Origin of the sequence: Actinomadura madurae, from assembly GCF_047130825.1 — a bacterium.
Lineage (GTDB): Bacteria > Actinomycetota > Actinomycetes > Streptosporangiales > Streptosporangiaceae > Spirillospora > Spirillospora madurae.
The window spans coordinates 8729894-8754966 of the sequence record NZ_CP083237.1 but is presented as its reverse complement, the minus strand read 5'-3'; the positions used below and the strand labels follow the sequence as shown (position 1 = coordinate 8754966).

22 protein-coding genes and 2 pseudogenes are annotated in these 25073 nt (G+C 73.0%); 10 read left to right on the top strand and 14 right to left on the bottom strand.

Annotated features, from left to right (window positions below; genetic code table 11):
- The first annotated feature begins 1 nt into the window (after position 1).
- Together K8Z49_RS40900 and K8Z49_RS40895 are read left to right on the top strand one after the other, a co-directional pair.
- Positions 2 to 811: a hypothetical protein gene (locus K8Z49_RS40900; protein WP_021599597.1), complete on the top strand. Its 810-nt coding sequence runs from the start codon at positions 2 to 4 to the stop codon at positions 809 to 811.
- A 75-nt stretch (positions 812 to 886) separates the two neighbouring features.
- Positions 887 to 2680, top strand: coding sequence for a choline/carnitine O-acyltransferase (locus tag K8Z49_RS40895; protein ID WP_412516709.1), 1794 nt, complete (start codon positions 887 to 889; stop codon positions 2678 to 2680).
- On the opposite strand, the gene K8Z49_RS40890 is transcribed toward K8Z49_RS40895, so the two are convergent.
- The 5 genes from K8Z49_RS40890 to K8Z49_RS40870 form a co-directional block, all read right to left on the bottom strand.
- Positions 2681 to 3256 (bottom strand): antibiotic biosynthesis monooxygenase, encoded by a 576-nt coding sequence (locus tag K8Z49_RS40890; RefSeq protein ID WP_111831890.1) that lies wholly within the window; start codon positions 3254 to 3256, stop codon positions 2681 to 2683. It abuts the gene before it with no gap.
- 126 nt (positions 3257 to 3382) lie between these two features.
- Entirely contained in the window at positions 3383 to 4588 is a 1206-nt protein-coding gene (locus K8Z49_RS40885; RefSeq protein WP_024935394.1) for an ABC transporter permease, read from the bottom strand.
- Complete coding sequence (locus tag K8Z49_RS40880) at positions 4585 to 5289, bottom strand: ABC transporter ATP-binding protein (RefSeq protein WP_412516708.1); 705 nt, start codon at positions 5287 to 5289, stop codon at positions 4585 to 4587. The genes K8Z49_RS40885 and K8Z49_RS40880 overlap by 4 nt, the downstream gene beginning before the upstream one ends.
- Positions 5286 to 6416 (bottom strand): peptidoglycan-binding protein, encoded by a 1131-nt coding sequence (locus tag K8Z49_RS40875; protein WP_083597842.1) that lies wholly within the window; start codon positions 6414 to 6416, stop codon positions 5286 to 5288. Before K8Z49_RS40875 ends, K8Z49_RS40880 begins: the two co-directional genes overlap by 4 nt.
- Entirely contained in the window at positions 6416 to 6931 is a 516-nt protein-coding gene (locus K8Z49_RS40870; RefSeq protein WP_412516707.1) for a hypothetical protein, read from the bottom strand. The genes K8Z49_RS40875 and K8Z49_RS40870 overlap by 1 nt, the downstream gene beginning before the upstream one ends.
- Positions 6932 to 7093: 162 nt before the next feature.
- On the opposite strand from K8Z49_RS40870, the gene K8Z49_RS40865 reads away from it, so the two are divergent.
- Together K8Z49_RS40865 and K8Z49_RS40860 are read left to right on the top strand one after the other, a co-directional pair.
- Positions 7094 to 7750 (top strand): response regulator transcription factor, encoded by a 657-nt coding sequence (locus tag K8Z49_RS40865; RefSeq protein ID WP_075022176.1) that lies wholly within the window; start codon positions 7094 to 7096, stop codon positions 7748 to 7750.
- Positions 7747 to 9027, top strand: a complete 1281-nt coding sequence (locus K8Z49_RS40860) for a sensor histidine kinase (protein ID WP_021598969.1) — start codon at positions 7747 to 7749, stop codon at positions 9025 to 9027. Before K8Z49_RS40865 ends, K8Z49_RS40860 begins: the two co-directional genes overlap by 4 nt.
- On the opposite strand, the pseudogene K8Z49_RS40855 reads toward K8Z49_RS40860, so the two are convergent.
- From K8Z49_RS40855 to K8Z49_RS40835, 5 genes and pseudogenes are all read right to left on the bottom strand, one after another.
- Positions 8915 to 10172, bottom strand: a pseudogene (locus K8Z49_RS40855) (FAD-binding protein). The gene K8Z49_RS40860 and the pseudogene K8Z49_RS40855 overlap by 113 nt on opposite strands.
- A 360-nt stretch (positions 10173 to 10532) precedes the next feature.
- Positions 10533 to 10862, bottom strand: coding sequence for a hypothetical protein (locus tag K8Z49_RS40850; protein WP_412516706.1), 330 nt, complete (start codon positions 10860 to 10862; stop codon positions 10533 to 10535).
- A gap of 440 nt (positions 10863 to 11302) precedes the next feature.
- Entirely contained in the window at positions 11303 to 11698 is a 396-nt protein-coding gene (locus tag K8Z49_RS40845) for a hypothetical protein (protein ID WP_021597391.1), read from the bottom strand.
- Between the two features lie 73 nt (positions 11699 to 11771).
- Positions 11772 to 12497 carry a hypothetical protein gene (locus K8Z49_RS40840; RefSeq protein WP_412516705.1) on the bottom strand — a complete coding sequence of 242 codons (726 nt, stop codon included), beginning with the start codon at positions 12495 to 12497 and terminating at the stop codon, positions 11772 to 11774.
- Between the two features lie 50 nt (positions 12498 to 12547).
- Complete coding sequence (locus K8Z49_RS40835) at positions 12548 to 13363, bottom strand: helix-turn-helix domain-containing protein (protein WP_021597393.1); 816 nt, start codon at positions 13361 to 13363, stop codon at positions 12548 to 12550.
- Positions 13364 to 13693: 330 nt separating this feature from the next.
- On the opposite strand from K8Z49_RS40835, the gene K8Z49_RS40830 reads away from it, so the two are divergent.
- From K8Z49_RS40830 to K8Z49_RS40810, 5 genes are read left to right on the top strand one after another with little or no spacing between them, the layout of a single operon-like run.
- A complete protein-coding gene (locus K8Z49_RS40830) occupies positions 13694 to 15013 on the top strand; it encodes an ATP-binding protein (protein WP_021597394.1) in 1320 nt (439 codons plus the stop codon).
- Positions 15010 to 15444, top strand: a complete 435-nt coding sequence (locus K8Z49_RS40825) for a roadblock/LC7 domain-containing protein (protein ID WP_021597395.1) — start codon at positions 15010 to 15012, stop codon at positions 15442 to 15444. The genes K8Z49_RS40830 and K8Z49_RS40825 overlap by 4 nt, the downstream gene beginning before the upstream one ends.
- Positions 15441 to 15797 (top strand): DUF742 domain-containing protein, encoded by a 357-nt coding sequence (locus K8Z49_RS40820; protein WP_021597396.1) that lies wholly within the window; start codon positions 15441 to 15443, stop codon positions 15795 to 15797. Before K8Z49_RS40825 ends, K8Z49_RS40820 begins: the two co-directional genes overlap by 4 nt.
- A complete protein-coding gene (locus K8Z49_RS40815; protein ID WP_021597397.1) occupies positions 15775 to 16368 on the top strand; it encodes a GTP-binding protein in 594 nt (197 codons plus the stop codon). Before K8Z49_RS40820 ends, K8Z49_RS40815 begins: the two co-directional genes overlap by 23 nt.
- A complete protein-coding gene (locus K8Z49_RS40810) occupies positions 16365 to 17567 on the top strand; it encodes a cytochrome P450 (protein WP_021597398.1) in 1203 nt (400 codons plus the stop codon). Before K8Z49_RS40815 ends, K8Z49_RS40810 begins: the two co-directional genes overlap by 4 nt.
- 55 nt (positions 17568 to 17622) lie before the next feature.
- Here K8Z49_RS40810 and K8Z49_RS40805 read toward each other — a convergent pair whose 3' ends face one another.
- A complete protein-coding gene (locus K8Z49_RS40805; RefSeq protein WP_024935790.1) occupies positions 17623 to 19032 on the bottom strand; it encodes an SPFH domain-containing protein in 1410 nt (469 codons plus the stop codon).
- A 135-nt stretch (positions 19033 to 19167) separates the two neighbouring features.
- On the opposite strand from K8Z49_RS40805, the pseudogene K8Z49_RS40800 reads away from it, so the two are divergent.
- Positions 19168 to 20856, top strand: a pseudogene (locus tag K8Z49_RS40800) (cytochrome c oxidase assembly protein); the annotation flags it as partial.
- A gap of 47 nt (positions 20857 to 20903) precedes the next feature.
- Here the strand turns inward: K8Z49_RS40800 and K8Z49_RS40795 are convergent.
- The 3 genes from K8Z49_RS40795 to K8Z49_RS40785 all read right to left on the bottom strand — a co-directional run bounded on the left by K8Z49_RS40795 (position 20904) and on the right by K8Z49_RS40785 (position 25070).
- Positions 20904 to 22232 (bottom strand): HD-GYP domain-containing protein, encoded by a 1329-nt coding sequence (locus K8Z49_RS40795; protein ID WP_024935789.1) that lies wholly within the window; start codon positions 22230 to 22232, stop codon positions 20904 to 20906.
- A 10-nt stretch (positions 22233 to 22242) separates the two neighbouring features.
- The gene (locus K8Z49_RS40790) at positions 22243 to 23592 is read right to left on the bottom strand and encodes an HD-GYP domain-containing protein (RefSeq protein ID WP_024935788.1); all 1350 of its coding nucleotides are present in this window, start codon (positions 23590 to 23592) and stop codon (positions 22243 to 22245) included.
- 548 nt (positions 23593 to 24140) lie between these two features.
- Positions 24141 to 25070, bottom strand: coding sequence for an NAD-dependent epimerase/dehydratase family protein (locus K8Z49_RS40785; protein ID WP_412516704.1), 930 nt, complete (start codon positions 25068 to 25070; stop codon positions 24141 to 24143).
- Between the last annotated feature and the right edge of the window lie 3 nt (positions 25071 to 25073).

Sequence of the window (25073 nt, the reverse complement as noted above, 5' to 3'; positions counted from 1 at the left end):
CGTGCGCACGGACACCACAGGGAAGATCTCGCTCGACCACATCTACACCCGGCCCGATCCCCGCGACTACTTCGGCACGCTGCGCGGACTCGAGTACGACATCCCGCAGCAGGCCAAACCGCACTTCCAGCGGCTCATCGGCGAAATCCGGGAGGCACGGGAGCTCCCGTCCGCGACCGTTCTGGACATCGGCTGCTCCTACGGCATCAACGCGGCCCTGGTGAAATACGACGTGACGATGGGTGAGCTGTACGATCGCTATGCCGGTCCCGACGCGGGCCGGCACACCCGCGGCACGCTGCTGGCCCGCGACCGGGAGCTGCTCCGTTCCCGGGAACAGGCCGACCGGCTGCGTTTCCTCGGGCTGGACGCCTCGGAGAACGCCCTTTCCTATGCCCTCGAAGCCGGTTTCCTCGACGGAGCGGTCCACGCCGATCTGGAGAACGGCGACCCGACCGAAGAGCAGCGCGCGCAGCTGGCCGGAACGGACCTGGTCATCTCGACGGGCTGCCTCGGCTACATCACCGAGCGCACCATTTCCCGCGTCATCGACGCCGACCCTGGCCGCCGGCCGTGGATGGCGCACTTCGTGCTGCGCATGTTCCCCTTCGACCCGGTCGCCGAGACCCTCGCCGCCGCGGGATACGAGACCGTCCGCGCTGACGGCGTGTTCCAGCAGCGGAAGTTCGCGACCCGGGAGGAGCAGGCGCTCGTCCTGGACCGCCTCTCGCACGTCGGCGTCGATCCGAGCGGCCTGGAGACCGAGGGCCGGCTCTACGCGCAGCTGTACATCTCCCGTCCGCCCGGCTGACGCCGCGCGGTCCACCCTGGAACAAGCCGCCCACCCTGGAACAAGCGGTCCACCTGGAACAACAAGAGGAACGCATTGAACGCCGGTGAAGAACTGTCGCCCCGCACCTTCGGCAACGAGGAGCGCCTGCCGCGGGTGCCGCTGCCCACGCTCGACGCGACATGCGAGCGGTTCATGGAGTGGTGCGGTCCGCTGCTGACCGACGACGAGCGGGCCCGGACGGAGTCCGCGCTGGCCTCGTTCGCACGCCCGGACGGGCCGGGCCGGGCGCTGCACGCGGCGCTCGAACGCTACGACGCGAGCGAGGGCGTGCACAGCTGGCTGGACACGTTCTGGCCGTACCGCTACCTGGGCCGCCGCGACCGGATCGCGTTGAACGCCAACTTCTTCTTCCTGTTCAAGGAGTCGCCCGAGGGGCAGGTCGAGCGGGCGGCCGGTCTCGTCGCCGGGGCGCTGGACTACAAGTTGCGGCTGGACGAGGAGGACGTCCCGCCGGTCGTCCAGCGCGGCCGCCCGCTGTCGATGGTGCAGAACAGGTTCCTGTTCTCCACCACGCGCATCCCCGGGGCCGAGCAGGACACCGTCCGCGCCCCCTACACCGACGAGTGGCCCGGCCCGTCCGGCGCCCGGCACATCGTGGTGTTCTTCCGCGGCACCATGGCCCGGATGGACGTGCTCGGCCCCGACGGGCGCCCGCACACGCTGGACGAGCTGACGGCGGGCCTCGCCGCCATCATGAAGGCGGAGGCCCCGCCGGAGCCGTCCGCCGGGCACCTCACCACCAAGGCCCGCGCCGAATGGGCGGCGAGCCGCGAGGCGCTCATCGCGCTCGGCAACGACGACGCGCTCGACACCGTCGAGACCGCGCTGTTCTGCGTCTGCCTGGAGGACTTCGCCCCCGCGAGCACCGTGGAGGCCTGCGACCACCTGCTCCACGGCGACAGCGGCAACCGCTGGTTCGACAAGGCCGTGTCCTTCGTCGTGTTCGGCGACGGCACCGCCGGGATCAACGTCGAGCACTGCGGCCTGGACGGCACCACGATCCTCAGCTTCGTCGACGCGCTGCTCGGCACGCCCGCCGAGGAGCTCTCCCGGCGGTCGGGCGCCAGGTCGCAGGGCCTGCCGGTCATCGAGCCGATCGAGTTCGTCCTCGACGACGTCCTGCGGCGCGACATCCAGGACGCCGCGGCCGCCTTCGCCGCCTACGGCGCCGCGACCGCCACGGCGACCGTGTCGTTCGACGACTTCGGAGCCGACCACGCCAAGCGGCTGAAGACGTCGCCGGACGCGTTCGTCCAGATGGCCTACCAGCTGGCCCACAAGCGCGCGAAGGGCCACGTCGGCGCCACCTACGAGTCGATCGCCACCCGCCAGTACCGGCACGGGCGCACCGAGGCGATGCGCGTCGTCACCCCCGAGGTGCTCCGCTTCACCGAGGTCATGGACGACCCGGCGGCCGGCGCCGCGCTCCGCCGGGACGCGTTCCGCGCCGCCGCCGGCGCCCACGTCCGCCGGGCCAAGGAGTGCCAGGCGGGGCAGGCGCCCGAGCAGCACCTCTGGGAGCTCCAGCTGATCCAGAAGCGGCGCGGCGCCGAGCTGGGCGTCACCGAGCCGCTGCCGCTGTTCGACTCGCCGGGGTGGCTGACGATGCGGGACGACTACCTGAGCACCAGCTCGGCGCCGTCGGTCAACATCCGGTACTTCGGCTTCGGCTCGACCAGCGAGCAGTGCATCGGCGTCGCCTACGTCCTGCTCCCGGACCGCTTCAACGTCTACCTGAGCACCCCGCGCCCGGTCGCGGCGGCGATGGAGGTGTTCGCGGAGAAGCTCCGCGAGGCCGTGGCCGAGCTGCGGGAGCTGCTCGCCTGATCACCGGCCGGGCCGCGCCGGCCGGTGCGCCCGCTCGATCGGGTACAGCCAGCGCCGGAGCGCCCGGCTCAGCGCCGGCATGATCACCAGGGTCAGCAGCGGGATCACGATGACGGGGAAGACCAGGGCCTTCAGCGGCAGCGGCCACGACGTCGCCGACGGTGTCACGAACGCCTGCAGCAGGAGGCTGAGCGGGTAGACCGCGCAGAACGTCACGACGATCATCTTCGCCTTGGACGGCGCCGGGACCGACTCGCCGGGCAGGTTGAACCATGTCTCCAGCCCGGTGGTGTCCTGCGTGTGCTCGTCGGCGACGTCGCGGACCCGGGCGATCCACTCCCTGCGCTCGCCGGAGCCCATCCAGCCGTCGAGGCTCGCCTGGTCGGCGAAGTTCACCACGGTGTAGTACCGGGGCCTCGACCCGTCGGCGCGCAGCCATGTCGCGCCCAGGTGCCCGGGGAACCGGGTCGCGACCGCGTGCAGCCCGTCGGCCCACTCCTCGAAGTCGCGCTCCCGGCCGGGCTTGACGTCCCAGGTGATCACGACCGTGACGGGCTCGGCCTCCGCTGTCCCCATACACGCACTCTCACCGCCGTGTGCCGTTCCATGCCGCCGGGCCCGCGGGGCGCCGGCCCGCGGCACGCCCCCGCGGTCCGCGGCCGGCGCGCCCCCGGCCGGTGCCCCGCCGCGGGCCGTGCCCCGTCAGGTGGTGGCGAGCGCCTCGGTGGGGCTGAGGCGGGACGCCCTGATCGCCGGGTACAGGCCGGCCATCGCGCCGATGAGCAGCGTCGCCGCCACACCGCCCGCCAGCGCCCACGCCGGGATGACGACCGGCCAGCCCTGGTAGAGGGCGTAGATGGCGGTGACGATCGTCCCGATGAGCGCGCCGCCGACGCCGCCGAGGGCCGACAGCAGCAGCGACTCGGCGAGGAACTGGGTGCGGATCTGGCCGCGCGTCGCGCCGAGGGAGCGGCGCAGCCCGATCTCCGACCGGCGCTCCAGCACCGAGATGACCATGGTGTTGGCCACCCCGACGCCGCCGACGAGCAGCGCGACCGCGCCGAGGCCGAGCAGCAGCCCGGTGAACGCCTCGCCGGCCGCCTTCTTGGCGGCCAGCGCGTCCGACGGGCGCGACACCTGCACCTCGTTCGGCGCCTCCGGGTTCGCGGTCGCGCCCAGCACGTCCCGGACGTCCTCGACGCTCGCGTCCTGCGACCGGGTGTAGATCGTCGTGGCGTGCCCGTCGAAGCCCAGCGCGGACCGGGCGGCGGGCCACCCGACCAGCGCGGCGGTGTCCAGCTCGGGGGCCAGCGGCGCCGCCTTCAGGATGCCGATGACGGTGAACTTCCGGCCGCCGATGAGCACCTGGACGTCCGGGGCCGCGTGGCCGATCCCGAGCCGTTCCGCGGCGGTCGACCCGAGCACCACCGCCGGGAAGCTGCCGGTCGCGGCGTTCAGCCAGACGCCGTTGCCGAGCTCGGCGCCCGTCGCGGCCCGCAGGTCGGTGCGGGCCGCGTAGGTGGCGATGCCCTTGGTCTCGCTCTCGGGCATCTTGCCGGTCCGGTAGACCTTCGCCTCGTTCATCAGGCCGATCGCCGACACCTGCCGGACCGGGGCGATCCGGGACACCATCGCCTCGGCTTCGAGGGGCAGCTGCGCCTCCTCGCCGGTCATGGTGCTGCCCGGCGACACGGTCAGCAGGTTCGTGCCGAGGGCGGCGAGCGCGCGGTCGAGGTCGGCGCGCGACGACGACGAGACGCCGACGACCGCGACCATCGCCGCGATGCCGATCGCGATGCCGAGCGCCGACAGGAACGCGCGCATCGGGCGGGTTCGCAGGCCGACCGCGCCGACCCGCACCACGTCCCCCGGCCACAGCCGCGCAGGTTGCAACGTCCCGGGCATCATCGCGCCGCCTCCGCGAACGCCTCGGCCCCGGAGTCGCCGGCCGCGGTGTCGTGGACGATGCGACCGTCGCGCATCCGGACCTGGCGCGGCAGTTCGGCCGCGATCTCCCGGTCGTGCGTGATGACCAGGACGGTGGTCCCGGCCGCGTGCAGCTCGCGGAGCAGCGCCATCACCCCGTCCCCCGACGCCGAGTCGAGCGCGCCCGTCGGCTCGTCCGCGAGGAGCAGCGCGGGCTCGCCCGCCACCGCCCGCGCGATCGCGACGCGCTGCCGCTCGCCGCCCGACAGCTCGTGCGGCTCGTGGTCCAGCCGGTGGCCGAGGCCGACCCGCTCCAGCGCCGCCGCGGCCCGCCGGCGCCGCGCCGCCGGGCGGAGCCCCGTGTACAGCAGGCCGTCCGCCACGTTGTCGATCGCCCGGGTGCCCGCGGCCAGGTGGAAGTGCTGGAAGACGAACCCGATGCCGCTCGCCCGGAGCGCCGACAGCTTCGCGTCCGGCAGCCGCCCCACTTCGTGCCCGGCGATGTGGACGCTGCCCGAGGTGGGGCGGTCCAGCGTGCCGAGGATGTTCAGCATGGTCGACTTCCCCGAGCCGGACGGGCCGACGATCGCGGCCATCTCGCCCGCGCCGATGTGCAGCGTCACGCCGTCGAGCGCGCGGACGCCGCCGGCGTACAGCTTGGTCACCTCCCGCAACGTGATCATTTCGGTACCCCCACCACAGTGCCCTCGGCGATCCCCGGCCCGGAGACCTCCACCTTCCCGTCCGCGAACAGGCCGGTCTCGACCGGGACGAAGGAGGACGTGCCGCCGTTGACGACCTCGACGCCGAACCCGCCCTCGCTCAGCGCCACCAGCGCGGCCACCGGCACGGTGAGCACGTCCTTGCGCTCGCCGGCGGTGAACGTGACGTCGACGGCGGCCAGCGCGTACCCGGCGGCGGCCTTCTTCGCCTTGCCGGAGTCGAGCCAGATGGTCACCTCCACCTTCGTCGTCGGGTCCTCGCCCTGCTCGCCCGGATCGATCACGGTGGTGACCTCGTCGATCTTCGCGGCGACCTCCTCGTTCTCCGGCAGCGTCACCTCGACGGCGGCGCCCTTCTTCGCCATCCGCTGGTCGGCGGTGTCCAGCTCGACGGTCACCGCCTTGGCGGTGCCGGTGTAGGTGAGCACCTTCTTGCCGGGCGCCGCGGGCTCGCCGGGGTTCGCCTGGACGCCGTCCACCCGGACGGCCCCGGACGCGTACGCGACGCGTCCGAGCTCCACGATCCCGGTCTCCTCCACTCCGATGTCGTCCTGCCATTCCTGGACGGCGGCGGCGGTCTCGGACGAGTACTCGTCGTCGACGGTGAACCCGTCGTAGCCGAGCGCGCTGAGGTTGGCCTCGAACCGCTTGACGTCCGAACCCTCGTCACCGGTCTTCAACGGGCGGTAGGAGGGCTTCGAGCCGTACATCAGCACGACCGGGTCGCCGTCCACCTCGTACAGCTCGTGGCCGCGGGTGATCTCGTCGCCGCTCGCGGGCAGCTTGGTCAGCGTGCCCTTCACCTGGCTCGTCGCGGTGTACACCGGGCCGTAGCCGAGCTGCCCCTCCTCGCTCAGGGTGTCGCGGAGCGTCTGCTTGGCCACCTTCGTGGTGTTCGGCGGCAGCGCGGACGCCGCCCCGCCGCCGGAGTCCCCGCCGGTCCCGAGCGCCGCGACGGTGGCGACGCCGCCGATCGCGACCAGAGCGCCGACGGCAAGGGCGATCTTCAGGCGCGGCCGGCCGCGCCGGCGGCGCGGCGGACGCCCCTCCTCCTTCGGCTGGGTGCGCTCCACGGTGGTCTCGCCCATCACTTCTGCTGTCCGCCCTGGAGGATCTTCTGGCAGGCCTGCTGCGCCTTCTCGAACGTGGCGTCGTCGTCGCCCTTCTTCCGCTGGATCCGGATGCCCGGCTCGTTCGGGTCGGGGTCCGGGAAGTCCTTCACGCCGTTCTCGCGCATGCACTCGGCGAACTCCTGGGCGCGCTGCTGCGCCTTCGGGTCCGGCGCCCCGGTCCGGTTCGCCTGCGGGCTGTACTGCCGGCACGCCTCCATGGCCTTCTTCATGGCCTCCTGCTTCTCCGGGCCGCCCTTGACCTTGAGCTGGACGCCCTCGTCGGGCTTCGGGTCCTCCATGTCCACGCCGTGGTCGCGCATGCACTGGGCGAACTTCAGGCCCATCTCCTCCTTGCTGAGCTGCTCGCCGCCGGCCGCGCCCTTCTTCGCGCCGCCCGCCGAGGCCACCTGCGAGCCGCCGTCGTCCCCGCCGCATCCGGTCAGGGTCAACGCCAGGGCCAGGGGCAGTATCGCCAGTACTCGCTTGCGCATCGGGTCTCCTCGTCTCCGCGGCCGAAGCGATTCCGGCCGTTGACGAGTGATGAAACCGGGCCGCGCGTTTCCCCCTCGTTTCCGCTTCCGGAACCCGTCCACTAACAGAAACGAAACAGCGCCTAGGGCACCATTCGGTCGGGACCGTCGAGGGAGGAACGGATGCGGGTGCTGGTGGTGGAGGACGAACGGCTGCTGGCCGACGCGATCGCCGAATGGCTGCGGGACGCGACGCACGCGGTCGATCTCGCCTACGACGGGGCGGCCGCCCTGGAACGCGTGGGCGTGAACGACTACGACGTGGTCGTCCTGGACCGCGACCTCCCCCTCGTCCACGGCGACGACGTCTGCCGGGAGATGGTGCGGAGCGAGACCACGGCGCGGGTCCTGATGCTCACCGCCGCGGCCGAGATCACCGACCGCGTCGACGGCCTCGGGCTCGGAGCCGACGACTACCTGACCAAGCCGTTCGCGTTCCCCGAGCTGGCCGCCCGCGTCCTCGCGCTCGGCCGCCGCGCCCGCCCCGCCGCGCCGCCCACGCTGCACCGCGCGGGCATCACCCTCGACCCGGCGCGCCGCGAGGTGTTCCGGGACGGCCGCTACGTCCCGCTCGCGCGCAAGGAGTTCGCCGTCCTCGCCGAGCTGCTCCGCGCCGACGGCGCCGTCGTGTCCGCCGAGCAGCTCCTGGAGAAGGTCTGGGACGAGCACGCCGACCCGTTCACCGGCGCCGTCCGGCTCACCGTCCTCAAGCTGCGCCGCAAGCTCGCCGACCCGCCCGTCGTCGAGACCGTCAAGGGAGCGGGGTACCGGATCCCATGAGGCTGTCGCTCCGCGCCCGGCTGACCATCACCTACGCCGGCCTGTTCCTCGTCGCCGGCGTGGTCCTGCTCGGCGCCACCTACGCCCTGTTCAACCAGCAGCTCTCCCGCTCGGGCACCACCAAGGTCGTCGCGACCCGGCTGAACCCCCGCCCCGCGCCCTCCGCCGTCCCGCAGAACACCCAGCCCGTGCAGCGGGAGGAGCCGTTCCCGGACGCCGAGCGGTGGATGAAGAAGCAGCACGACGAGCTGCGGGACGCCGCGGTCACGTCCCTGATCACGCAGGGCTCCATCGCCCTGCTGGTCGTCGGCGGCGCCGCCGCCGGCTTCGGCTGGCTCATCGCGGGCCGGGTCCTCACCCCGCTGCACCGCGTCACCGAGACCGCCCGCCGCATCGCCGGCTCCCCCGCCGCCGACCGCAGCCTGCACGAGCGCATCGCCCTTCCCGGCCCGCACGACGAGGTCAAGGAGCTCGCCGACACCTTCGACTCGATGATCGAACGCCTCGACCGGTCCTTCGACGGCCAGCGCCGCTTCGTCGCCAACGCCTCCCACGAGCTGCGCACCCCGCTCACCCTGGGCCGCGCCCTGGTCGAGGTCGCGATGCACCGCGACTCGGCGTCCCCGGACGTCCGGCAGCTCGGCGAGACCCTGCTGCAGATCAACATGCGCCACGAACGCCTCATCACCGGCCTCCTGCTGCTGGCCCGCTCCGAGAACGAGATCACCACCCGCGCCCCCGTCGACCTGGCGGACGTCGTCGGGCACGTCGCGTCCCAGACCGCCCTCGAAGCCAGGGACACCGGCATCACCGTCGAGACCAGCGCCGCCGAGGCCATGACCACCGGCGACGCCCTCCTGCTGGAACGCGTCGTGCAGAACCTCCTGGAGAACGGCCTGCGCCACAACACCGAAGCCGGGTGGGTCAGCGTCGCGTGCCGCACCGAGAACGGGCACGCCGTCCTGGAGGTGACCAACTCGGGCCCGCCCATCCCGCCCTACGAGATCCCGGCCCTCTTCGAACCGTTCCGCCGCATGGACTCCGACCGCATCGTCACCGCGAAGGGCGCCGGGCTGGGCCTCTCGATCGTCCACTCCATCGTCCGGGCCCACGACGGCACGGTGACCGCCGCCCCGCGCAAGACCGGCGGCCTCCACGTGACCGTCACCCTCCCGGGCGAAGAAGGGCGTCCACGAACGCGTTACGGAACTTCCCGCCGGGATCAAATTTCCTCGCCAGCCGAGCAAAATCATCGCCACGCTCGTAACCCGCTATGACCTCCTCCCCCGGCGTGGTGCTGAGCTTGCCCCAGTGCGGGCGCGCCCCCAGCGGAACGAGCCGCTCCTGAAGCTCCGCGACCACGGGCAGCACCCCCGCCGGGTCGTCGTGCCAGGTGAAGTGGAGCGTCACCGAGTCCCGCCCGTACGCCGGACTCAGCCAGAGATCGTCACCACGCACCGTCCGCACCTCAGAAATGTGCAGCACCGGTGCGACCGCATCCGCGATGTCCCGCACCGCCCCGAACGCCTCCGCCGCCGCGTCCCTGGGCAGGAACCACTCGGACTGGAGCTCCCGCCCGGCACTCGGCGTCACCTCCGGCCGGAAGTGCGGAAGGCGCTCATGCCACGGCCCCGGCACCCCCATCTGGACGGTGCACGCCGCCGGAACCATCCCCGGCACGGGATGCACCGGCTCCGAAGCCGCACTCCCACCCGCCCAAACAGGCGCCGGCACGTCCGTCCGGCACTTCAGCCAAACCCTCGCAACCCCACTCCGCCAGTCGGTGAACGCACTGACGCTATAGGCCGCCCCGAAGACCTCGTCGAACCCCGCCCCTAGCTCATCCAGCGGCACCTCGACCCGCACACGCTGCGCCACCTCGAACGCGGGCTCCACGTCCAACGTCACCCGCGTGACAACCCCCAGAGCCCCCAGCGCCACAACCACACCGGAGAACACGTCAGCCCCGCCCTCCCGGCGAAGTTCGACAAGGTCACCCTCCGGCCCGACGAGTTCGAGCGCGCTGACGGACGCGGACAGGCAGCGCAGGCCGTCCCCTGACCCATGGGTACCGGTGGCGCACGACCCGGCCACCGAGATGTGCGGCAGCGACGCCATGTTCGGCAGCGCGACCCCGTTCCGAGACAGCTCCGCGGCCACATCCGCGTACCGCATCCCGGCCGCCACGGTCACGCTGGACCGCCCCGAGTCGATCTCGACCATGGGCGGCAACCCGTCCAGCCGGACAAGCTCCCCATCGCTGTCCGCGACAAGACTGAACGAGTGCCCGCTCCCCAGCGCCCGCACCCGCCGCCCCCCGAGCAACGATCCGCCGCAACTCGTCCACAGACTCCGGCCGATGCACCCGCCCGGCCCCGAAAACAACGTTCCCCGCCCAGTTACGAAGCCGCCCCTCAACCACCCGCCCAAACCTCCAAGCACCAAACCACAACACCCCACCAACCGCCGCCAGCGTAACCCCGCAACCCCCCACGCCCCGCCGCCCAACTCCGCACCAGCAGCGCAGGCCCCATAACCGCTCGCCCCCCGCCCCCCTTGCAGCCTCCCGAAGCACTCCCCACCGCATCTCCACCCCAACGAGAGCAACCCCGCACACGAGGACACGATTCATGATGAAGAACGACCCGCACACCACAACGCTGCCCCAGACCCACACCAAGACCAGCACAGACGGCCGCACACCCCAACCCACCCGGCCCCAAGCGCGGCAAGCACCTCCACACAGCGCCCGGCCAACCAACATGCGCACGAGGACACGGGTTCAACTACAGCGCAAAGCGCACGCCACCACGCCCACCGGAAGACCAGCCCGAATGGCCACCCGCGCCTCGGCCCACCCGGCGGCTAACTCGGCCAGCGCCAGCACGCCGCACCCGGGAAGCTCGGCATCGCAGCCATGGACGCTGTTCATCGTGAAGCGCCGCGCGCACATCACCACGCTGACCAATCCGACCTGCGAAGACCGGCGCGAACGGCCGCGTACCTGGGCCCGCCCAGCGGCGCCCGCGGCCGACACCACCACGCCGCGCCCGGCCAACGCGGTGCCGCGCACGAGGACGCGGTGCATCATGCGGCCCAACGCGCGCATCACCGCGCTGACCGAGACCCCGGGAAGATCAGCGCGGACGGTCGGCCGCGCCTCGGCCCGCCCGGTTGAGGGTGCGGCCGGCGCGTCCGCGGCGCGGTCGGCGGTGAGTGGGTGGGCGCCGGGTCGGCGGTGGCTGGGCCGGGCGGGTCGGCGGCCGGGGTTCGCGGCGAGCCGCGCGTCGGCCGGCCTCGGGGGGCGGGTGGTGGTCTCACGCTCGGGCGGCGGCCGGGAGCCGCGTCGCCGAGCTTCGCGATCAGCGCGACTGAGGTTGGGAGGATTTGCAGCACGGCGGCGGGTTGTCGTGGAGCGCGACTTGTGGTTTCCGTGCTGGCCGAGTTCGGCGTGGACGTTGCGGGGGCGGCGGTGCTCGACCTGGTCGACCTGGTCGCACGGGGTACGCCACGAACGCCTCGACCCGGTCTCCTTCGCCGGGGGTGGGCTTATCAGTCGCCGTAGTACTCCTCCTCGGCGGTGGTCCACGGGTTTGTTCCTACGCCGCCTAGGAAGTCGTCGAACCTGCTGGCCGCCTTGTTCTCGGCGGCGCGGTCTTCGGGGGTCGGTTGGTACCAGCGTCGTCCGGTGCGGAGGGTTAGCAGGGCGGTCATGTAGGGGCTGATGTCCACCCGGTCCTGTTCGTATCGGGCGTTGCCGTCTGGGGTGCGGAGGAAATCGCCGGTGGCCAGCTGCGACGTCAGTTTGATGACCTTCTTGCCACCTATGCCTGCTCTGCCTACCAGCACGAGCTTGAGTCCGAAGGCGTATGCGAGCTGTGCGTACCAGCCGAGGTGCTCACCTTCGGTGAAGGTGCAATCCAGTGCTTGCCCGACCTGTGCGGCCACTTGTCCCGGGTGCTCATCGGTGTCTGCGCGTACGTCGAAGTGGATTATTTGTCTTTTCAAGTGACGCGGCTCCCTAGTGCTTGTGGATGATTTTGTTGCCTAAAACCAGGTCGCCCTTCACGTGGACGTCGCTGCTGAAGACGGTGGTGCCTTCGGGGTGGGGGTGAGGGGACCGGGCGGCCGGGGTGTTCGTGCCTGTCAGGTACATCCAGGCTTCGGTGGTGGTCTCCTTGACCGTGAGGGTGACGCGTTCGAAGGCGCGGGGGTCCAGTGGGCCCTTCAGGTGGGACACGAACGCGTCGTAGACGAACGGCGAGACGATGAAGCCCAGGTCGGCGCCGGTATCGGCCAGGGCGGTCTTGAGGACGGGGGCCTCCAGGAGGCGGGCCGTCTGGATGATGACCTGACCGTTGACGCCCTCGGCGTCGGGCGCGACGGGGCCGACGTGCAGGGCGACGCGGAGCTGGACGCGGACGGCGGCGCTCGCGCGGTGGTTGTGCCGGCGGAGCGCGAGGGCCAGGTGCCCGGCGAGCGGGTCGACCAGGGACGCGGTCGGGACGCGGGGCGAGACGATGACGAGGGCGCCGTCGCCGCGGTCCTCGCGGTAGAGGTCCGAGGGCGGGACGCCCGACGCGTCCAGCGCCTGGAGCAGGATGGTGTAGGTGACGTCGCGGACGACCTGGCGGTCGTCGTCGTCGCGGGACGGGTCGCCGAACCCGGCGATGTCGCAGAAGAGGACGGAGCAGTTCAGGCCCGCCCAGGTCGCGAGGGCGCCGGCGCGCTCCAAGGGTGCTTCCACGGAACGAGTGAACGCTTCGGGCGAGCGGATGTCCATGTCGTCCGACACAGTCACCGGGACCGCAGCTCGCGGGGGCTCACGCCGAAGCGGCGGCGGAAGGCGTGGCTGAGGGCGCTGGCGGAGGAGAAGCCGGTCGCGTGCGCGATGTCGGTGATGGTGACGTGCCGGTCGCGGGGGTTGCGCAGGCGGTCGCGGACGAGGCGGAGCCGCTCCTCGCGGATCAGCGCGCGCGGCGTGGTCCCGGCGCGCTGCAGGGCGAGCTGGATCTGGCGCAGCGACCAGCCGAGGTCCTGCGCCATCGCGGCGCCGGTGAGGCCGGGGTCGGTGGCGTGCTCGCGGACGTAGCGGCGCACGACCGCCTCCACCTCGGCGAGGTGGCCGGGCGCGGGCGGGTGCTCCTGCCCGGTGACGAGGAGGCAGAGCAGCTCGGTGATGCGCTCGCAGGCGGCGTCGAACTGCGGAGCGGTGAGCGCGCCGCGTTCGGCGCCGACCGCGCGGACCATGTCGGCGACGACGCGGCCGAGGCCGGTGGACAGGTCGAGGCCGGTCAGCGGCAGGGACGGGCCGGGCAGCCGGCCGTCCATCTCCTGCGCGGGGATGGTCATGACGAGCGCGCGGGCGGGCCGGGGCTGGACGACGCGGAACGGCGCCGCCGGTGCGATGAGTCCGCCGGTCCCGGGGCGCAGGCGCGCCTCGCGGCCGTCCTGCTCCATCAGCAGCTCGCCGTGCAGCGGCAGCAGGAAGCGGTAGCCGCGGTCGCGGTGGGCCTGCCCGGCGGTGCGGACGTAGTCGGCCCGGTCCGCGAGGTAGAGGACGAGCCGGTAGGCGGCGCCCTGCCGGACCGCCCCGCCGAGCACGTCGTCCACAGGTCCTCCGCCGATCCGTCCCGCGCCGCCGCCGGACGCGTCACCGGCCCGGACGTGAAGATCGCTTCGGCGTGAGAGTAGTACGGCCGCCACCCCTGAATCTGGAAATTCCACCGGAAAGTGACGCGTTTCAGACGGTACGTGATCATGCGATGCGCCCGGCGGCAACTTCTCTGCGCGCGAGCACAAGCGCGCACCCCAGGACCCGTCCTACGGTGCCGAAACTGCGGCGTATCCGCGCCGTCCGAAACCCCCACCAGCCAAGAGGCGGTCGACCGGGTGCCGTGAAACCGGCCGGTCCCCTCGCCCGGACCCCTGCACGAGGATCTGATGGAGCCCTTCCTCCTTGCTGCGGCGTTCGTCGTCGTGGCGGGCGCCGGCATCGCCGCCGCCGTCCTGCTCGTCCGCGAACGGCAGGCGGCGGCCGAGCTCCGCGAGCAGAACGCCGTCCTGGCCCGCGGCCTGGACCTGCGCGAGAAGGAGCTGCGGCACCTGGCGGACGTCCGGCTGCCCGAGCTCATGGAGTCCCTGCACAACCCGGGGCTGCACGTCGCCGGGCCGCTGCACGACCTCGGCCGCGAGGCCCCCGCCTACGGGCAGGCGCTGCAGACGGTGATCGACCTGTTCGCCGGGTCCGCCGCGCGCGTCCGGGAACGGGCCGACCTGTCGGCGAAGTCGACGCTGCGGGCGATGATGCGCGCCGTGCAGAGCCTCGCCAACGAGCAGCAGCTCGCCATCTCCCACATGCAGGAACGCCACGACGACCCGGACGTCCTCGAGGGCCTGCTCCGCATCGACCACATGAACGCCCAGCTCGGGCGGCGCGCCCAGGCCACCGCCGTGCTGTGCGGGTCGTGGCCCGGCCAGCAGCGCTCGGCGTCGTCGCTGACCGACGTGGTGCGCGGCGCGACCTCCCGCATCCGCGACTACCTGCGCGTCAACCTGCAGGGGCCGGTGAACTCCGCGGTGACCAGCCGGGCCGTGGAGCCGATCGTGCTGACGCTCGCCGAGCTGCTGGACAACGCGGCCCGGCACTCGCGGCCCGACACCACCGTCGAGGTCAACTTCCAGCCCACGCACAACGGCGTCGCGATCATGATCGACGACGCGGGCGTGGCGATGGACGCCGACGAGCTGCAGCGCGCCACCGAGCTGCTGTCCGGCGACGCGTCGGTCGACATCCACCGGCTCGGCGACCCGCCCCGCGTCGGGTTCGCGGTCGCGGGCGTCCTCGCCGCCCGGTACGGGTTCCGCGTGTCGGTCGACACGCGCTCGCCCTACGGCGGCGTGCGGGCGGTCGTGTTCGTGCCGTCCGCGCTGCTGGCCCCCGTCCAGGACCGGGCGCCGGAGCCGTCCGCCGCGTCCCTGCACGCGGAGGAGAAACCGCCCGGCACCGCGGCGGACGAGCCGGCCACGCCCGGCGGCCTGCCCAAGCGGAGCCGCGTCGCGGTCGCCGAACGGCCCGCCGTGCCCGCCGGCGAGGACGAGCCCGCCGGCCCGCCGGACACCGGAGAGCGGCCCCCCGCCAGGCCGGCCAGGGAGACCGCCGCGGGCCTCGGCGCCTGGCAGCGCGGGACCCGGTCCGGCCGTGCCGCCGCGTCGCCCGGCGCGGACGGCCCGAGCATCGAGAGCAAGGACCTGCGGCCATGAACGAGGGGTGGAACGGCGCGATGGACGACGGTACGAACCGGCTCGGCTGGATGCTGGACGACGCGCTGCGGATGCCGGAGACCCGCTACGCGATCCTGCTGTCGGCCGACGGGCTGCTCATGGCGCACTCCGAGCGGATCAGCCGGGACGAGGCGGAGCGGCAGGCCGCGGGGATGGCCGGGCTCCAGTCGCTCGCCCGCAGCACCGCCGAGTTCTGCGGGGATCCGGGCACCACGTGGCGGCAGACCGTGAACGAGTTCGACGACGGGTACGTGTTCCTCGTCGCCGCCGGTCCCGGCGCGTACCTGGCGGTGTCGGCGACGCAGCACGTGGACATGGAGACCGTGTCGTTCCGGCTCCAGGAACTGGTGCAGCGGCTGGGCAAGGAGATGACCAGTCCGCCTCGCCCCGGCGCGGGCCGTCCCGCATGACCCCCCGCAGGAACGAGCGCGCGCTCGTCCGCCCGCACGTCGTCACCGGCGGGCGGGCGCACCCCACCCGCAACGTGTTCGACCTCGTCACGCTCGTGATCGCCACCGGCGACCTGCCGCGCACCGGGCTGTCCCCCGAGAAGCTGCGGATCATCGAGCTGTGCCGGGGCGGGGCGCTGTCGGTGGTCGAGATCGCCGGGCATCTGCGCCTGCCCGTCGGGGTCACCAAGGTGCTGCTCTCCGACCTCGTCGACAGCGGGCACCTCACCACCCGGGCCACCCCGCCCACCGCCCAGCAGTCGAAGGCCCGGCTCCTTCAGGAGGTGCTCGATGGACTCCGCGCTCGCCTCTGACACGCCCTATCTGCGGGAGAGCGTCAGAACCGCCGTCAAGATCCTTATCGTGGGGCATTTCGCCGTCGGGAAGACCACCTACGTCGGGACGCTGTCGGAGATCCGCCCGCTGCGCACCGAGGAGCGGATGACGCAGGCCGGCGCCATGGTGGACGACCTCGCCGGCATCAAGGACAAGACGACCACGACGGTCGCGATGGACTTCGGCCGCCTCACCCTCAGCGACGACCTCGTCCTGTACCTGTTCGGGGCGCCGGGGCAGCAGCGCTTCACCCGGCTGTGGGACGACCTGGCGCGCGGCGCGCTCGGCGCGCTGATCCTGGTGGACACCGCACGGCTCAAGGAGTCGTTCGCCGTCATGGACATCGTGGAGAAGCAGGGCCTGCCGTACGCGGTCGCCGTCAACCGCTTCGAGGGCGCGCCGGTGTTCCCGGACGCCGAGGTGCGCGAGGCCCTCGACCTCGCGCCGGACACGCCGCTCGTCACCTGCGACGCCCGCGACCGCCGCTCCTCCACCGAGGCGCTGATCTCCCTCGTCGACCACCTGCTGACCCTCGGAAAGACCTCATGACCACGCAGCACACCGAAACCGAGCGCACCCCGATCTACGGGCCGGAGTTCGCCCGGGACCCCGCCGCGGCCTACGCCCGGATGCGCGCCGAGCACGGCGACCTCGCGCCCGTCGAGCTGTCGCCGGGCGTCCCGGCGACGCTCGTCCTCGGCTACGACGCCGCGCTGGAGATCCTGCGCGACCCCGGCACCTTCCCGCGCTGCAGCGAGGTGTGGGAGGAGGCCGTCGGCCCCGAGTGCCCGGTGCTGCCGATGATGATGACGCGGCCCAGCGCCCTGTTCACCAACGGCGCCGTGCACGCGCGGCTCCGGTCGGTGATCGTCGAGAGCCTGGAGCGGGTCGACCCGGTGTCGCTGCGCGGGTACGTCGCGAGCAACGCCGACTCCCTCATCGACCGGTTCGCGGCCGACGGCAAGGCCGACCTCATCGGGCAGTACGCCCGCGCCCTGCCGCTGCTGGTGTTCAACGAGATGTTCGGCTGCCCCGAGGACATCGGCGCCAAGCTCGTCCGGGGCATGAGCGCCATCTTCGACACCGTCTCCGCCGAGGAGGGCAACGCGCTGCTCATGGAGGCCACCGCCGAGCTCGTCGCGGCCAAGCGGCGGCGGCCGGGCGCGGACATGACGTCCTGGATGATGGCCCACCCCGCCGGCCTCGACGACACCGAGATGGCCCACCAGATCATCCTGCTGGTCGGGGCCGGCACGGAGCCGGAGCAGAACCTCATCGCCAACGGCATCGGGCTGCTGCTGTCCGACGACCGGTTCGGCGGCGACCTGTCCGGCGGCAGCCTGCCGGTCGAGGACGCGCTCGACGAGATCCTGTGGACCGACCCGCCGATGGCCAACTACGGGACGACGTTCCCCCGCCAGGACGTCGACTTCCACGGGCACCGGCTGCCCGCGCACCAGCCCGTGCTGGTCAGCTACGCCGCCGCGAACACCGACCCGTCACGGGCGACCGCCGACCGGAAGGGCAACCGCGCCCACCTGTCGTACGCCGGCGGGCCGCACAACTGCCCGGCCAAGAGCCACTCCCGGCTCATCGCGTCCGTCGCGATCGAGCAGCTCCTCGACCGCCTCCCGGACGTGGAGCTGGCCGTCCCGGCGGACCGGCTCGAATGGCGGCCCGGCCCGTTCCACCGCGCGATGACGGCCCTGCCCGTGGTCTTCCCCCCGGCCGGGCAGGACGCCTTCTGAGACGGGACCCCTTCTGAGACGGATGCCCGCCCGGCCTGACCGGGCGGGCGTCCGGTCAGGCTCCGGCCTTCGGCCCCCCGTCCGCGGTCGCGGCGCGGAGGGCGCCGACGACGGCGGTCAGCTGCGTGATGAGGCCGGCCACGCTGGTCTGGTCGGCGCCGTTGACGGTGACGGTGCGCAGCTCGTCCGGCTTGGGCAGCTTGGCCATGATCTCCGGCAGTGAGGCGATGAGCCGCGTCTGGACGGCCGCGGGCGAGCGGTCGTTCTCCAGCGCGGCGCGGGCGCCCTCCCGCTCCAGGTCGAGCAGCGCCTGCTCGTGCCGGGACCGGGCGCGCATGTCGGCGAGCGCCAGCTCGCCCTCGGCGCGGAGCCGGGCCAGGTCGTGGTCGCGCTCGATGCGCAGCCGCCCCGTCTCGGCCTCCTCCTCGTGCCGCTCGCGCTCCATCCGCAGCGCGTGCCGCGTCGTCTCGGTCTGCAGCTCGGCGACCTCGCGGGAGTCGTCGTGCTCGCGGCGGGTGCGGCGGAGCTTCTCGGCCGCCTCGGTGTCGAACAGCTGCGACTCGTTGCGGGCGCGCAGCTCGGCGATCTCCCGCTCGTGCTCCAGCCGCTGCGTCTCCTTGACCCGGGCGGCGGCCATCTCCCGCTGCGCGACCGCCTCCTCCGCCTCCAGCTCGGCGAGCCGCGCGATCTGCCCCTGCTCGGACCGGTACGGCTTCTGCAGGTTCTCCCAGAGCCGGGACGAGCTGACCACGGCCTCCTTGATCTGCACCGTGACGATGCGCAGCCCGAGGCCCTGGTCGCCGCTCTCCTCGCCCTCGGCGACCGCGCGGAGCCGGGCGGTCAGCTCCTCGATGATCGGCTGCTTGTCGCTGAGGACGTCCCGCACCCCCATCGTGGCGACCTTGTCCTTGATCGCCGCCTCGGCCTGCTCGCGGAGCTGGAGGTTCACCACCCGCATCGGGTCGTCGGAGTCGCCGAAGTCGAGCTTGCGGTACGCGGTGCCGAAGTCCTGGATGATCCACTGCACGTAGCCCTGGACGAGGACGCCCTGCAGCTCCCGGCAGATGCAGTACGCGTTGATCAGGATCGTCTGCGTCGCGCCCGGCACGACCAGGAACGAGTCGGTGGACGGGTTGAACCGGAACGACACCCCGAGCCCGATGTGCAGCGGCTCGGTCCGCCCGCGCCGGGTGTGCACGACGAACGCGTTCGGCGGGACGAGCACGTTCTTCCACCGCCAGAACCCGCTGATCCGCACGTCCACCGGGCCGGGCCCGGACCGGTCCGCGCCGGGCCCGGCGCCGAGGGCCCGTTCGCGCTTGGCCAGCGGGCCCGCCGGCGGGGCCGCGGCGGGCATCCCGGGCACGGCCGGAGGGGAGCGCCTGGCCCGCAGGTCGTCCTCCAGAACCGCCTGCTGCGCGACGACCTTCTCCAGATAGGTGTTTCCCTGGTCGGGGGCGCTCATCTCGCTCCTCGGGGCTCGGTTTGGCCGATACCTTAATGAACCCTTCACCCGCGTGTGTGCGTATTTCTGCGCGTGACGACACGTGAGGCGACCCCGGGGTCGGAGGCGGCTCGGGTGCCCCGGGCCGACGGGCCGATGCTCGTCATCGGCGCCGCGGCGATCGCGCTGGTCGTCCTCGCACTCGTGATCAGGCTGGGCGGCGCGCTGAGCGCCACCGCCGCGCCGGGACTGTCGCAGGCCGGGGCCCTGAGCAAGGTGGGCCTGTCGGTGGCCAAGCTCGGCGGCGACGTCGCCGCGGTCCTCACGGTCGGCTGGCTGCTCGTCGCCGCCGTGTTCGTCCCGGCGGCCTCCCCCGCCGGGCGCCGCTGCCTGCGCGCCGCGGCGCTGGCGGCGATGGCGTGGGCGGCGTGCACGCTGGCGCTGATCGTGTTCACCGTCCTGGACCTGTTCGGCATCGGCGTCACCGGGGTCACCGGCGACATGATGCGGACGCTCCTGCTCGATCTGCCGCAGGGGCGGGCGCTGCTGCTCGTCCTCGGCGCCGCGGTCGCGGTGGCGGTCGCGGCGAGCCTGCCCCGCGCCGCCGGCGGCGCCGGGTACCTGCTCGCGGGCGCGCTCGCCGGGCTCCTCCCGCCGCTGTTCACCGGGCACGCGGCGAGCGCCTCGAACCACGCGCTCGCCGTCTACAGCCTGGCCTTCCACGTGCTCGGCGTCTCGCTGTGGGTCGGCGGGCTGGTCGCGCTCGTCACCGCCGCGCCGCACGTCCGCGACCGGCTTCCCGAGATCGTCGGACGGTACAGCGGGCTGGCGCTCGCGTCGTTCGCCGTCGTCGGGCTCAGCGGCGCGGTGAACGCCTGGGTGCGGCTCGGCGGCCTCCACCTCGGGTCGAGGTACGGGGCGCTCGTCGTCGCGAAGTGCGCGGCGCTCGCCGCCCTCGGCGCGATGGGCTGGTGGCACCGCCGCGCCACCATCCCCGCCCTGCGGGACGGGACGGGCGCGCGGCCGTTCCTCCGCCTCGGCACGGTCGAGCTCCTCATCATGACGGCGACGATGGCGCTCGCCACCGGGCTGTCCCGCACGCCCCCGCCGGAGAATCCGCCGGACACCCTCGACGTCGTCGCGCTGAACCTCGGCTTCCCGCTGCCGGGCCCCGCCGGGCCGGGCCCCTACCTGCTCGACTGGTGGATCGACCCGCTGTTCTTCGTGCTGGTCCTGGCCGGGGCCGCCCTGTACGGGCTGGGCGTCGCGCGGGTACGTGACTGGCCGTGGTGGCGGAGCGCGTCGTGGGCCGCCGGCCTCCTGGTCGTGCTGCTCGCCACCGCGAGCGGGATCTCCCGGTACAGCATGGTCCTGTTCAGCGCGCACGCCCTCCAGCACGTCCTCGTCGGGGTGCTGGCACCGGTCCTGCTGCTCTACGGGGCGCCGCTCCGGCTGGCGCTCAGGGCGATGCGCGGGGAGGGGCGGTCGCTCCTCGCCGCCGCCGCTGAGAGCCGGGCGCTGGGACTGCTCGCCCATCCGGCCGTCTCGTCCCCGCTGCTCCTGCTCGCCCTCTACGCGTGGTACGTGTCACCGCTGTTCGCGCCGTCCCTCAGCAACCACGCCCTGCACTCGCTCGCGATGGCCGCCTTCCTCGTCATCGGCCTGGCGTACTTCCACGGGACGACGGGGACGCCGATGCCGTTCGCCGTCCTGCCGCTGCACGCCATCGCCGGGACCGCGCTGATGCGGAACGGGACCGTCCTCGGCGGCTGGTACGAGCACCTCGGCCGCCGCTGGGGGGCGTCGCCGCTGGACGACCAGCGCCTCGGCGCGCTGCTCCTGTGGACGCTCACCGCCGCGATCACCCTCGCGGTCGCGGCGGCGCACGAGGCCTACTGGCGCAGGCGGCGGTCCACGACCCGGCTGAGCGCCTCCACGACGGTCGGGTCGTACTCGGCGGCCGAGTCCAGCCGCAGCCGCTCCAGCACGGCGGCGCCCCGGTCGCGGTCGGAGGAGTCGCCGACCAGGTCGTCGTAGGCGTTGGCGACCTTGATGATGCGGCCGGCGAGCGGCGGCGGGATGGGCCGCTCCCCGGAGTCGCCGGACGGCTCGCGGCCCGTCCGGTAGGGGTGCGAGGACAGCTGGACGATGTGCGCGACGCGGTCCAGGACCCCGGTCTGCTTGATCACCTCGGCGCCCAGCTCGGCGATCCGGCGCTGCTCGGCGGGGGACGCCAGCACGGTCGCGCCGCCGGGGATCGGGTCGCCGAGCGAGAGCTGCCCGATGTCGTGCATCAGCGCCGCGTACTCCAGTTCGAGCAGCTCCTCCTCGGACATGCCGAGTTCGCGTCCCATCCGCACCGCGAGCCGGGACACGCGCCGCGAGTGCCCCGTCTCCACGTAGCCGCCGACCTCGGTGACGCGGGACAGCGCCCGGACGGTCTGCAGGTACGTGGCGCGGATGCCGGCGTACCGGCGGAACGCGAACTGCGTCACCAGGATCGGCACCGTGAAGATCAGCAGCGCGGCCTCGCCCATCGCGGTCGTGGCCACGGCGATCAGCACCGCGGTGGCGCTGGTCGCCGCGCACAGCGCCGCCTTGGCGTCGATCTCGTCCCGCAGCGCGATGCCGAACCGGGCCCGGACGGCCTCGGCCCGGATCATCGCGGCGATCAGCACGTCGGTGAAGCACGACAGGACCACCACGGCGCACATCACGGCCAGCAGCAGCGGCCAGGGCAGGCCGAGGTCGAGCAGCGGCCGGAAGCACAGCGCGACGACCGCGACGGTGAACAGCCGGCGCGCCATCGCGTCCGGCCGCGGGGTCCGGCCGACGGCGATGTGCGGCAGCGAGCCGATCAGCATGGCGACCGCGGTGACGGCGACCACCTGCAGCGCGGAGTGCTCGGCCGCGACCACGCCGAGCGGCGCGCCCGGCGGGGCGCCCTCGGGGCCGACGCCGACGAGCAGCGCGTAGCCGGTGGCGCCCGCGCCGGCGACGGGCGCGACCTCCCGGTTCCCGGGCATCACCATGCGGAACAGCTCGCCGAGCGCGATCAGCACGCCGAAGATGATCGCGATGTCGGGCTGCCGCAGGCCCGCGGCGGCGACCTGGGTGATCGCGATGATGACGAACAGCCCGGCCGTGGCGATCAGCAGCAGCTGGCCGGAGTCGATGGTCTGCCAGGCCGCCCGCTCGCGGGCGCGGGTCTGGCCGCTCATGGGCGTCCCGTCACCGGCGCACCTCGCCGCCGTCGGCGATCCGCAGGGGGGTGCTCGGGTCGTCGTGGTCCTGCTGGGTGGTCTCGACGACGTCGTCGTCCGGCAGGACGACCGGGTCGGGCGGCTCCCAGCCGTCGCGGTCGAGCGCCCGCAGGAACGCCTCGACCATCGCCGGGTCGAAGTGGTCGCCCATCCCCCGGCGCAGCTCCTGCACGGCCTCGTCGATGCTGCGGGCCGCCCGGTAGGAGCGGGTCGAGGTCATCGAGTCGAACGCGTCCGCGACGGAGATGACCCGGGCGAACTCCGGGATCTCGTCGCCGGCGAGGCCCATCGGGTAGCCGCGGCCGTTCATCTTCTCGTGGTGGTGCATGATGCCGGCGAGCGCCTCGTCCAGGAAGCCGATCTCCCGGACGATCTCCAGCCCGCGCATCGGGTGCAGCTGGATCGCGGCGAACTCCTCCTCGGTCATCGGCCCGTTCTTCTGCAGCACCTTCGTGGGGACGCCGAGCTTGCCGACGTCGTGCAGCATGCCCGCGTAGCGGATCGCCTCGACCCGGTCGGCGCGCATCCCGATCTCCTGCGCGATCATCACCGAGCCGCGGGACACGCGCTCGGAGTGGCCGCGGGTGTAGAAGTCCTTGGTCTCGACCGCCTGGCAGAGCGCGGCGAGGGTCGCGGCGTGCGCCTGCTGCTGCGCGTACGCCTGGTCCATGGCCCAGCGGGCGATGAACAGCGGGAGCAGGACGAGCACGGCGGCGAACGGCCCGACGCGCGGCCACAGTCCGGCGATCAGCAGCCCGACCATGCCGTAGCCGAGGCAGCCGACAGCGAGCTGGCCGCTCTCGTGCAGCAGCTCGCGCGGCGCGGCCTGCCGGCTGAGCAGCAGCACCCCGGCCATCAGCGCCAGGTTCACCAGGACGAAGGTGAACAGCGCGCCGAGGAAGGGCCCGATGACGTTCTCCACCCAGCGGGACTGCTCGGGGTGGAAGCGGTCGCCGCCGAGGAGCTCGAAGACCGTCCCGGCGATGAACCCGCTGAGCGCGAACTGGGCGCCGTTGAAGATCCGCTTGACGGGGGCGAAGAACCGCTGGCCCGTGACGACGGCGCACAGCCCGAGCAGCGCGGCGCCGACCGGGCCGAGCAGCACGACCGAGGCCAGGCTCGCGGCGAAGCTGAGCGACACCCTGGCCCGCGTGATGTTCAGCCGCGCGGGCGCCGAGTCGCAGACGAGGAACAGCAGGGCCAGGACGGCCAGCTGGCCCCAGTCGAGCTCCGCGAAGGACGACGTCGCGATGAGGCCCGCCGCCAGGGCGACCACACCACAGACGTACGCCCAGGCAGCGAGAGGTAGTCCACGCATTGCCGCCCCTCGTGGAGTGACGAATGGCGGGCGCCGCCGGGCTCAGACGTGCCTGCCGGCACCTAGACCCAGGACACGCCCCTGGTCATCATCAGCGACGACGCCGAGGCGCTCGGTCGCCGGTCGTTCCCCACCGGCATCACGCGCTTGAGCATGGCTCCTTGCCTCCCCCCGCCGAACCGGGCCGCCCGGCCGTGGCGGCCGGCCGCCGGGACCAGTGCGGTCCAGGTTTCCCGGGCGAGCACATACCCCCGAATTGACCGGTGCGCACATGCTCCCGTCGCTGATTTCGGCACAAGCCTAACGCGAACTGCCCAGGTCACACAGGCATGCGAGAAAATGTGAGCTAAGCGTGAACGAATCGTCACCTGTTGTGATCAATTGTCCCCTGCAGAATGGGCCCGCGGTGGCGGGCACAAACACTCTGCACAACCAGAATGCACGTGCATCCTGGAATGCTCCGCAATAACCCCAGGAAAGAGCCGCAAAAGGTCATCTCCGGGGATTAGTACAAGCGGACCATTGGACGCATCCCGGTCCGGGCGCGGTCAGCCGGAGGCCGCCGCGCCGCGCCCGCGCGCCCAGGCGACCGTCTCGGCGATGCCGTCCCGCAGGGCGACCTCCGGCTCCCAGCCGAGGACCTCACGCGTCTCGCGCGGGTCGACGGCGATCGCGGGCAGGTCGCCGAGCCGCGCCGGCGCGAACTCCGGGTCGTCCGGCGCGCCCGCCGCCTCGGCGACGAGCGCGTGCAGGTCGCGGTCGGTGGTCTGCACCCCGGTGCCCACGTTGAAGCGGCGCCCGCCGCCGGCGTCCCCCGCCGCGCGGGCGAACGCGTCCACGACGTCCAGCACGTAGACGTAGTCGCGCGTCTGGCCGCCGTCGCCGAACACCTTGGTCGGACGGCCGGACAGCAGCGCGTCCGTGAAGATCGAGATGACCCCGGCCTCGCCGTCGGGCGTCTGCCGCGGCCCGTAGACGTTCGCCAGCGTCAGGGTCGTGAAGTCGATGCCGTGCAGCCGCCGGTACATCCCGGCGTAGACCTCGCCGGAGACCTTCGAGGCCGCGTACGGGGAGGCGGGCCGCAGCTCGGCGTCCGCCGGGACGGGCAGCGCGTCCGGCACCCCGTAGACCGCGCAGCTGGAGGTGAAGACGACCTTGCGCCCGCCGGCCGCCCGCGCCGCCTCCAGCACGTTGGCCGTCCCGGTCACGTTGACGCGGGCGTCGGCCACGGGGTCGGCGACGCTGTGCCGGACGCTGACCTGCGCGGCGAGATGGCAGATCACCTCGGGGCGGCGGGCCGCCGCCCGCTCGGCGAGCGCCGGGTCGCCGACGTCCATCTCCCACATCTCGACGTCCGGGCGGACGTTCGCGCCCGTCGCCATGTTGTCCACGCCGACGACCTCGTGGCCGTCCGCGACGAGCCGGTCGACGAGATGGGATCCGATGAATCCGGCCGCGCCGGTGACGAGTGCGAGCACCCG